Raw genomic sequence first — 10,858 nt, 5'->3', positions numbered from 1 at the left:
CTTTTAGGGGTCACTTCATAGTTGGGTGGCTTGTTTTTTTATTAATCAATGAAGGAATTGAATAGAATGAATCTCTCGTTCATTTCTCCTAATTGGCTTCTTTATATGGGGCAAAAGATTGCTACTTTTTTCGTATATTGGTAAAATAAGTTCTTGGGTCTTACTTATTGTTATCGGTATAATGTTTGTCGCTTGAATGAAAGAAATTAGTTGCAAAAATTTCGCACTATGTAAAGGGGTACAGCAACGATCCCCTTTTTGGGAGGCACCTTAAACATAAAGCGAGAGAAGAGGCTATATGAACGATTCTCCTATCTTGTTTAAATATTAAACGAGTTACTGCAATTGGAACAGGTATATCAAACTAGTCGACATCCTGATGGATTATGTTTTTCTAGTAATCTATTACTTCTGATGGAATCGATAGATTGCTAGAAAGCGGAAAACAATTATTAATATATTCCGAAGCAGGTGTAACAGAGTGTCCTTCCATAATTAAGGGTAAAACCAAAATACGTTTTTTTAAAGAATGATTTGTTAGAACAGGTTATAAGGAATAAAACAGAAAAGAGGATCACATGTTAGATACTTTACAGAAAAGTAAAAAGTTTTTTTTAGTATGTCTTATTTTTTTAGTGCTTTTAACCGCTTGTGGTAATACAGATGTTAAGACATCTAAAGCTTCATTACCACCGGCTGAATCCAATATAGATACATCATTAAAAGCACCGAATTGGGTAGAGAAAAGTCCTATCCAACAGTCTCCTAATTTTACGGAAGATAAAAAAGTACAATCGGTTGTGAATTTAATAGCAACGGGTGATAATTTATATCATGACGCAGTAATTAAAGATGGCAAACAAAAAGATGGTTCATATGATTATAATTATATTTATGAAAATATCAAAAAAGCTGTTAAATCAAGCGATCTTGCTATAGTGAACCAGGAGACTCCGATTGCCGGAAATAATTTAAAAGTACAAGGATATCCGACTTTCAATACACCTGAAGAAGTAGGCCAATCTTTAGTGGACACTGGATTCAATATAGTGACGCAAGCGACAAATCACGCTATGGATATGGGTATTAAAGGTGTTGCGAATACAAGAGAATACTGGAAGAAATATCCGGATGTTATCCCGGTAGGTATTAATGAGAGTCAAAACGAGCGTAATGAAATAAAAACGATTACAAAAAATGGTATTCGTTTTGCGTTACTCAATTATACATATGGTACGAATGGAATTAAAATTCCAGCTGATAAGTCTTGGGCTTTAAATTTAATTGATAAAAAAGCGATACAAAATGATGTGGAAAAGGCGAAGAGTAGCTCTGATATGGTGATTGTTATGGTGCATTGGGGAGTAGAATATACCTCAACACCTTCAAAGCAACAAAAAGAAGTTGCTCAATATTTAACAGATTTAGGTGTAGATGTAGTAATTGGAAATCATCCACATGTAATTCAACCAATTGAGTGGAAACAAAATAAAGATGGACATGAAACGCTAATCTATTATTCTCTTGGAAATCTTATTTCTGCGCAAGAAAAATTAGAAACATTGGTTGGAGGATTATCTTATGTACAATTTGTTAAGTATGAAGATAAAACTTTTGGTATACGACAAGCGGCAATCGTACCGACAGTAACCGACTATGCTGATGGTAAGAAACAATTTAAAATTCAATTTTTAAAAGATTATTCGGATGAAAATTCTAAAAAACATGGAATTAAAAAATTTGTCGGCCCCGTTTCTTTGAAGGATTTCAAGGAGATTCCTAGAGACGTGTTGGGAAATTGGTATAAAGACTAATAAACAAAAAGGGAATGAGATACAATTAAAAAATTTATAATTTTAGCATTGGTATTAGCAATGGGATGGAGTCTTGCTGCTTGTAGTGGAAAGCAAACATCTCAGGCAACTACTAATAATAACGATAAAAATAAAAATGAAATACATGCGAAGAAAAAAGATGTTTTACCTATCTCTGATGTTAATGATTGGAGAATTATCCTTGTAAATAGAGAGCATATGTTATCAAAGGAACTAGGAATTGAATTAACAAGTATCACCCAAAATGCGAAGCCAAATATGAAAATAGATAGTAGAATTGCAACTTCTTATCAGGATATGGTAGCAGCTGCAAAAAAAGAGGGAATCAATCTTTATTTAAGATCAGGTTATCGAGCTATAAAATTACAACAAACTTATTATGATGCTTCAGTTAAAAGCTATAAATCTCAAGGCTTGTCGGATAAAGAGGCTAGTGCTAAGGCATTGGAATATCTTCAGTATCCTGGTGCAAGTGAACATCATACTGGATTAGCGTTAGACATTATTTCAGTTGAATGGCAGAATACTGTAGAAGATTTAAATGCAAAATTTGAAACTACCGATGCATTCAAATGGTTAGATAAGAATGCTGCAGAATATGGGTTTACTCTCCGCTATCCAAAAGATAAAGAGAATATTACTGGCATTAAGTATGAGCCATGGCACTATCGTTATGTAGGAAAAGAAGTTGCTGTTTATCTAAAAGAAAAAGGGTTAACTTTAGAAGAATATAACGAAAAAATTAAGTCTGGTAAGTAAAAATATGCTGTAATTTTATTAAACATTATGCACTGCTACAGGAAAAGGTGAATCTGAGGATGTGTTAACCTTCCGCCTAGTATTGTAAAAACTGAGTATGATAATTTGAGCACGTATGAACCAGTTATCGTGTAAAAAGATGTATGTATTAAGAAATTAAAGTTAAGGATCTGATATTCATATCAGATCCTTTTTCTATTGTTCTTTTAAGCGCGACTGAGCCAAAATATTGGAATGAATATAGAAACAAAACAGCCCAAGGAATAGTAAAACGAGTCCGGGAGCCTACTCGTACGCTTCATTGGGATTATCCAGAAATAGTTGTTGATGAAATAAGAAAGAACTGGTCTTACTCTCAAGCAAGGATTTAATACGAATGAATTGGATAAAAGGTAATAATAAAAAACACTGCGCCTGGCAGTGTTTTTTATTATTTCTGCACATAAATACATAGTCATATTGATTAAAGTTTCACTTTATTGAAGAAAAATGCGAAAGCCATTCATAAAATATGGAAATGTTAAAATCCCTTTGATAAAATAGCAATATGTAAAAATAATTATTTGTTAATTCTTAATGTAATGAATATTCATGTTTAAATATACGAATTTAACTACATAGTTATTGCGCTAAAGGGGGAGAAAGATGTTAGATGAATTATACAATGCTTTTTTAAATGCGTCTGGTTTTACAGAAAGTGCGAGGAAACGAGATCGGTATGATGATTTACATGATTATTTAAAAGATAAAGAAAGAGAGTTAAAGCAATTCATTCAAGAGGCTGAATCAGCGAAGAGAGAGTATGAGAGTAAAAGTAATGGCTTAGAAGCTAATAAAATTCCGGCAGTTGAATTTGAACAAAAACGTCATGAAAAGGATGAAGACTTAAATACAGTATTATCCTATTTTAAAAGTGCATTAAGCGATGTTGGATCTGCAAAAAGTACAGCTTATGCAAAGTATTTGGAATATAAAGCGAAAGCAGAATCAGAGAAAGCGTCAGCATACGCTGCAGCGACCAAGGCTTTTGAAGAAAAGAAAAAGGAATTTGAAAAACTTATCCATTAAGCATACAAAGAATGGAGGGAACCAACATGAGTGGTAAAGAGGTTGAAATTATAGGAAGTAACACTGCAAGTGCCATTTCTTACGCACAAAACATTGAAAATGGTATGAAGGATTCTTTAAACCAAGCGAAAGACTTAAAAGCATATGTCACAGGTGCGAAATGGAATGGAAAAACGAGAGATGCATTTTTAAGTTATCTTGATTTGATCATTCAATATAATTCAGAAATGGTAGAGGCATTTGAAGGACATACGAAAGCTTTGAAAGAGTTAGATAAAAGCATTCAAACGTACGGAGATAAATCGGAAGTAAGGGCGATAAAACAACTGTGATGGAGAAACGAGGGATAAAAGAATGGGGAAAGAAATGAGTTTTGCACCTGCTGAATTATATGTTCTCGCAGGTGCAGCTGGGGTTACCGATATATTTGGATTGCCAAACCGTGACGCAATTATTTTACTTGATGCAGAATGTGTCACGAAAGCAACTACGAGTTTAAAAGAAAAAGGCCTACTTACAAGTGAAAATGGAATTACCCCTGCAGCTTTTCAAATAATTGAACTATTAAAGGAATATGAAAGTTGTCATGAATACACGAGAATGAATAATGTATTAATTGGCTTTTTGAAAGAGGATAAAGACCGAGTGGCTGTATTAACGGAAATAGAACCAAATAAAAAATACGAGATCGACTACATACCAAAGCCAGACGTATATTTTTCCTTATTAACACGCATCCCTTTCTTATTGAGAGAACCGAGGGAAATAGAAGATACATTTTTCTCAAAGAGAATGACAGAAGAAGAACAACAAACATTTGAGGAAAAAGATTTATCAAATAAAAACGTTATAGCGATAGAAACGTATACGAGGCCTCGAAGTAATAGAGGAGGAAAATGGGAATGTTTCTTATATTTCACTGAAGGAGAAGATTTCGTTCAAATAGATGTAGATCGTAATCGATATGACTGGGTGAGCCTCTATGCGGTTAATAAGAAATTGTATGACGTGTTAAAAATGCCATATAAAAAGTTAATTGACCCGAGACAATTCTCGTTAGGAGGTATTCAATAATGCAAGTATCAATGGGAGATAGTGGTTCTGGTGGTGGAGAAGAAGTATTAGTTAATTTTCAAGAACTACTAGATATAGTAATGAAGTTAGAAAATATATATAAAATCCATGTAGACGTCATTGGAACGAATATTGAGAGTTTATTAAGCTGTGATTTTTATCAAAAAGGTGAAGCGATGAGAGTAATTGAAAAATATCCTGATATATTACACAAAACACTTGAATTGGCTGAACACTATTATAGGTCGGCGACAGTTGTAAGGGACGCATGTGTAGAAATGTTTGAAAAGGATGAACAATTACGTGAAATATTAAGTAAGTTGTAGAAATCACCATACGGCTGGGGGGATGAAAACGAGATGGATGTGAAATATAGACCTGAACCATGGCAAAACATGGGGGATGGTATGAATCGAATTACAAAAGATGCACTCATGAAATTACGGGAAGCAAATGAATCATTAAAAAGAATTGATGGAAGAATACGAGATTTAGACTCGGATGGTAGTATACATTTTAATCCTAAAAATCAATCGCAAAAAATCGGGGAATTACTTGATAGCTATTCGACATTACAAAAATATTGCGGAGAAGCAGGGCGATTAGTCTCTGAACATATAGATAAACCTTTTTTAGTAGAAATGGATAAATTCGCTCAAAAAATGAGAGATACATCTATTCTCAGTTTTGAAACAAATAACCGAATTGGCTCTACAACAACGACAGTATTACCAGGTGCGCATGCAGGCTACGGAAGTGTACCACAAACAATACAGAAGAAGAAAGATAAAATAACAGTAGAAGATATTTTTAGAGATTCACCTGCATTTGATAACGTACTGAGAGGGGAATACAAAGAACTAAAAAAACAAAATCCAGATGCAAAATTAAATTATGAAGAATACAAGAAAGTAGTCCCATCCACACGAGGATTTGAATACAAATCGATAGAAGATGAACAGAAAAAACTAGAAATGGTGCGAGACATAGGAATAGGCGTAGGAATCATCATCACAACAATCCTTTGTCCACCACTCGGGGCCGCTGCCGCAGTAGTATACGGAGGTGTACAAATAAAAAGCGGTATCGACGGAGAAGACTGGGGAACACACCGAAAATTGAGCCAAGAAGAGCGGGTAGGAAACATCATTTTTGGCGGATTAGATGCAATCCCAGTTGTTGGAGCAGTAGGAAAAGGAGTAAAAGCATTCAAAGGCACGAGTGAATTAGCTGATTTAGCGAAATTATTAAAATTCAAAGAAGGAATGCCTGGTTTTAATCCAAATTTGGGTAAAAATGTGGTACAATCGCTTAAGGAAAATAATCTATTAAAAAATTTAAAAATACAAGGCTGGAAAACCGTAGGTAAGATTAATGATGCGGACTACTTCATAAAAGGTCTAGTAGCAAAAGGTGTGGACTCCGTAACCCCATTCGCTAAAGGTGTAGAAATACTGCCAGATGGAAGTGTCGCTAGAACTGGAACGAACTATAGCGGGAAATTCCAAGAAGCCCATGATGCCTCAAAGGCGAGTATTCAGAGTAGGATCTCGAATTTGGAGAGTGGTGGGGTTAAGGGTACGGGTAAAGTTGGTTATGGCAGTAACATTTCAGACAATATCTCAAAAGAAATTAAAGAGTTAGATAAAGAAATAAATAGATTGAAAATAGAGGGAAATGACAAAGAAGTCAAAAGATTAACGCGAGAAAAAAATAAATTGGCCAACAAGTTGGATACGAAAGATGTTATTAGTGATCATTATGACTTGAAGGTTGCAAAGGAGTATGAAAGAAAAATCGATAATTCTAAATATTTTTCTCATGATAAAGGTGATTTTGGGGAAGAAGTGACAAAAATAGTAGCTAGAGACAGTGATTTAGGTAAAGATGTTTCCGATCTGTTCCAAGTGGGGAGAAATGGTATAGATGCAGCATTCCTATCGAAAGGGCCGCCGCCAAAGTTAACTATTATTGAATCAAAGGCATCAGATTCCGCTAGTTTTAGTTACTCGGATAAACAGAAAAAGGGTGGAGATACTTATTTTCAAGACATGGTTAACAGCGATGATCCTAGGTATGCTAATTTTAGAGATAACTTAGAGAATCTGATGGAGGAGAGTCCGGATCTACAATTCGATTTTATTAGAGTTGAAACAGATATAAAGATTACTGATACTGGATTCGGTGTTGATGAGTTAAAGGTAAAGGACTGGAATAAGAAAATAGATTAATTCATAGGGAGGATGCAATGATGAACCCCAAAAAGTTAGAAATGGCTTTTAAAAGATATAGCAAAAATTTTGTGGATGGAATCAAATTTGAAGATGTTAAAGATAAATATAATGTCAGTAGAAGTAAGGTTGAGAAAATTGTTGAGCAAAATGAAACAGAGAAAGATCATATCCTACTAATAAATTTAAGCAAAATTTTCTCATATCACTTGTCACTATGGAAAAACGATGTATTGATAAGCGGTGGAAACAATGTAGAAGGATTAAAGAACATGCAGAAAGTCTTATTTTACCAGTGCATGGGACAAGATCTTTATAAAATCAGATATCCAAAGATGATTTTGGGGTATACGTTTAAAGAAGTCGTCCTCACATTAGTTCATTTTGCAATGTATGGATGGGAGAAAGAAGAAAATATATTATATGATTTTATGGTTCATCACTTCGGTGGACATTTAATAGATGCTAATGAAGAGAATAGACATATTTGGTTTTTGCTAGAGCTATACTTGCAGTATAGAAATAAAACCATCATGGGGACAAATGAAAAATTGCATCTAGTCGTGAAAAATAAGTTTAAAGAAGCTGAACTGCGATGCGATTTAATCCCTGAAGACCTAAATATATATGATGAAGTGTTAGGACGTTGGTCGACTCGTGACTTAGAAGAAATAGAATATCTAATTTCGATAATGTCTCAGTATCATTCTGCGTTAGCTTCTGAAATCGGACAGCTAGGTGAATTTGGTGATTTCAGATACGGATTTTATCCTTTTGAAATATTATTTTTAATCCATGTAAGGAAACAACTAGGGTTGCCAGTACCTACTCAAATCGATAATTTTCTGATGAATACTCCAGAAGCTAGAATGGTATTTGGGGAACATGAGTCATATCCTGAATGGGATCCCGTACTTCAGATGATCGATCAATTTTATCGTGAAAACTATCCGGAATATATTCCTAACAAGCATGGAGAATTATTTCAATAAAAGGGAGGAAGCTAAGATGCCTGATCAAGGGATAGCGCAGATTATATTTCCTGATAGCAAGGATTTGGAAACATTTTTGAAGGAACAAGGAAGTTATGACTTACATGAAGACCTATTAAAATATGGATTGACAACGAAACAGTTTTTATACGTTGACTATAAAGGTGAGCAATACCAAGAAATTGTCAATTTTATTCTTGATTACGAATTTGCCCACCAAATTGAATTAGCAACACAAGAAGAACTTGAGAGATTAGAAGCATTTAATTATGAATTTTTACCCGATAAGATCAAGATGGCCAACAAAATACTGTCACCAAAGGGATTTGGTCTGTTTTTATATCCAAATTCGGGCGACTTTTATGCATTATTCATTGGGAAAATAGAGAATATAACAAAAATCCTGCAAGAAGAGGTGTTGCTTGATGATAGAATTCCTTTTCAAGAAAGGTGTATCAAATATTATAGATAGACCTAAGGATTGTATGCCTTCACTCTTGAATCCGATCAAGATTTTCTTATAAGTTAATATCAAGATTGCATAACCATCTAGAATGTGCTATTTTTGACCACGTACAATTTTAATAACACCATGTGTTACTACAAATGCATTTAAACTTGTCACCTCCTGAATTCGAAATAATAAAAATGTTTTGGATTTGGGAGGGTTGATAATAGAAAAATAAATTGAGAAATGTGCCTATTTTATTGGTTACTTGGACGCTGACAAAGGTACATGCTTAGTAAAGGAATTCAATGGCAACGTTAGGAGAACGTAGTGGCTATTGAATTTTTTATTTTTACAACTGTATTAGAAAGAAAAGCGTGAGAATTAGGCGAGATGATATTTTATTGAAAAGACATGGAAAGGACACAATAATAATGAACTCGTAAGTATTAATGTATTACTTGTTACCATATAAAAGGTGTCATACTACTGTTACTACAAAATTTACAAATTTAATGCTACTTAAAACAGATGAATTTAAAGCACTTGATTGTCTCCGAAAGGCAACGAGTGCTTTTTTATTAGATAGACATGCTATAAATTTTTAGAAAATATTTTTTATGAATTCAGGCTAACATAAATTATTAGTATTATATAATTGAAAATACATTAGCAAAAGGTGCGGACTCCGTATCCCAAATCTTTAAAGGTGTAGAAATACTGCGAGATGGAAGTGTCGTTAGATCTGGAACGAACTATAGCGGGAAATTCCAAGAAGCCCATGATGCCTCAAAGGCGAGTATTCAGAGTAGGATCTCGAATTTGGAGAGTGGTGGGGTTAAGGGTACGGGTGAAAGTGGAATTCCTCCTAGGTACGGTGAGAGAAAGATTACAGATGAAGAATATGAAGCATTAAGAAAAAAAACGACGGCAAAAATAAGAAAACAAGTAAATAAAGGCCACAATAAAAAGATAGAAACGGAAGATCAAGCTCTTCCTGGAAAAACTTTTATAGGTTCACTAGAAGCAGATCATATTGTGTCTATGGACAGAATCGCAAATATGGATGGTTTTGGTAATTTAACAGAAAAACAACAGTTAGAAGTATTAAATAACCCAGAAAACTTTACAGGATTAAGTAAATCTGCAAACACTTCAAAGCAATCTAAATCGTATGAAGAATGGACACATTATAAAAAGAGAACACCAGATGAGATAGAAGTTAGTCCTGACTTTAGGAGCAAGATGATTACAAGAGAAAAACAGCTTGAAAGAATATTGCAAAAACAAATTGATGATTTTAACAAAGAATAATATAAAATAATATTAAAAAGGATGGGAAAAAAATGAGTTCTAAGTTAGATATATTAAGAGAGTATAATGAAGATATTCAATTGATTAATGCAAATGAATTTAAGAATATAAACGCATCTTTAATTCCTGATTTATGGGTGGAAGTATTTAGTAAACATGATAGAGAAAAGAGAATCAAGAAAATTTTAAGTATATGGAAAAAATATGTGAATAATAATTTATCTAATACTATTGCTTACTTATCAGAATACCTTGAGGATATTGAACTGATGGTAAGTGAGGACACCTATTCAATCTTGTATACAATAAAAAATCAAGGTGGAGAAGATTTATATTATGAAGGAAGAAGTCCTAAAGATAGTTTTAATAATGAGGAATTAGAATCTTCATGGAGAGAAATTCCTGAATCTATTAGGGACTTTTACGAAAATGTTCATAATGGATTTTATGATTACACAAGTGAATCGATGGGATTGATGCCATTAGAAGCTATAACTTACTTTGGGGATGATGACTTAGAGTGGGGGATTATAGATGAATTGGAAGAACCGATAAGGATTAATTTAAAAACATCTTTTGGATTCTTTAGTAATGGTATGGGGAGTTACATAGCTATAGATTATGAAAATTGTAAGAATAACAATGCTACTTTTTGGTCAGCTAAGAGTCAGCCTAAATATAATGTTCACTTTTGGAATTTTGTAGATGAATGGATTGTTATCGGTTTTGAATAAAAGGTTTTTAAAATTTTGATACAAAGTCTATAAACTTAAAGAGATTTTTAGGTTTAGAAAACAAAAAGGCCAGGAATTATTCGTGGCCTTCCTTTTTGGTTACTTGCATTTTTACATTTTCAATTTCACTTTCAAGATACTTGAAGTTTTGCATTATTTTATTCTCTAAGCTAGCATAACTAAATTGAACTTTTTTAAGGATAGTAGTAATACCTTCTAATTGTTCCGTGTTCTTTTCTAAGTTTATGAACAATTCTCTTTCTCGTCTATCTGAACGTTTGCGTTCTTCTACTAGTAGTTTGTAATGAATACCTCTTTCTTCTTTTATGTTTTTGGTTAAGGAACTAACCTGCTCTTTGTGACTATCACTAACGCTTCGAACATACCCATAACTTTAACAGAC

11 protein-coding genes are annotated in these 10,858 nt (G+C 33.5%); all 11 read left to right on the top strand.

The annotated features are described in order from the left end of the window. The first annotated feature begins 578 nt into the window (after positions 1-578). The 11 genes from DN401_RS14475 to DN401_RS14425 all read left to right on the top strand — a co-directional run bounded on the left by DN401_RS14475 (position 579) and on the right by DN401_RS14425 (position 10,455). Positions 579-1,814, top strand: coding sequence for a CapA family protein (locus tag DN401_RS14475; protein WP_000887591.1), 1,236 nt, complete (start codon positions 579-581; stop codon positions 1,812-1,814). A 48-nt stretch (positions 1,815-1,862) separates the two neighbouring features. After that, positions 1,863-2,594, top strand: coding sequence for a M15 family metallopeptidase (locus DN401_RS14470; protein ID WP_000241986.1), 732 nt, complete (start codon positions 1,863-1,865; stop codon positions 2,592-2,594). Between the two features lie 645 nt (positions 2,595-3,239). Further along, positions 3,240-3,662: a hypothetical protein gene (locus DN401_RS14465; RefSeq protein ID WP_000883465.1), complete on the top strand. Its 423-nt coding sequence runs from the start codon at positions 3,240-3,242 to the stop codon at positions 3,660-3,662. Between the two features lie 26 nt (positions 3,663-3,688). Then, entirely contained in the window at positions 3,689-3,994 is a 306-nt protein-coding gene (locus DN401_RS14460) for a WXG100 family type VII secretion target (RefSeq protein WP_000014535.1), read from the top strand. 22 nt (positions 3,995-4,016) lie between these two features. Then, a complete protein-coding gene (locus DN401_RS14455; RefSeq protein ID WP_000514125.1) occupies positions 4,017-4,736 on the top strand; it encodes a DUF5081 family protein in 720 nt (239 codons plus the stop codon). After that, the gene (locus DN401_RS14450) at positions 4,736-5,062 is read left to right on the top strand and encodes a hypothetical protein (protein ID WP_001198202.1); all 327 of its coding nucleotides are present in this window, start codon (positions 4,736-4,738) and stop codon (positions 5,060-5,062) included. Before DN401_RS14455 ends, DN401_RS14450 begins: the two co-directional genes overlap by 1 nt. A gap of 33 nt (positions 5,063-5,095) precedes the next feature. Further along, positions 5,096-6,967, top strand: coding sequence for an ADP-ribosyltransferase (locus DN401_RS14445; RefSeq protein ID WP_149287774.1), 1,872 nt, complete (start codon positions 5,096-5,098; stop codon positions 6,965-6,967). 17 nt (positions 6,968-6,984) lie between these two features. After that, positions 6,985-7,959 carry a hypothetical protein gene (locus tag DN401_RS14440; RefSeq protein WP_025689851.1) on the top strand — a complete coding sequence of 325 codons (975 nt, stop codon included), beginning with the start codon at positions 6,985-6,987 and terminating at the stop codon, positions 7,957-7,959. Positions 7,960-7,975: 16 nt separating this feature from the next. Beyond that, on the top strand, positions 7,976-8,431 hold the full coding sequence (locus DN401_RS14435; RefSeq protein ID WP_001113308.1) for a hypothetical protein: 456 nt from the start codon (positions 7,976-7,978) through the stop codon (positions 8,429-8,431). 630 nt (positions 8,432-9,061) lie between these two features. After that, positions 9,062-9,721, top strand: coding sequence for a hypothetical protein (locus tag DN401_RS14430; RefSeq protein ID WP_086401490.1), 660 nt, complete (start codon positions 9,062-9,064; stop codon positions 9,719-9,721). 32 nt (positions 9,722-9,753) lie between these two features. Beyond that, on the top strand, positions 9,754-10,455 hold the full coding sequence (locus DN401_RS14425) for an SMI1/KNR4 family protein (RefSeq protein WP_149287773.1): 702 nt from the start codon (positions 9,754-9,756) through the stop codon (positions 10,453-10,455). The last annotated feature ends 403 nt before the right edge of the window (positions 10,456-10,858 follow it).

This window comes from Bacillus sp. BF2-3 (assembly GCF_008368795.1).
GTDB classification, from domain to species: Bacteria; Bacillota; Bacilli; order Bacillales; family Bacillaceae_G; genus Bacillus_A; species Bacillus_A cereus.
The sequence above is the reverse complement of the archived record's forward strand: the minus strand, read 5'-3'. Positions and strand labels throughout refer to the sequence as shown.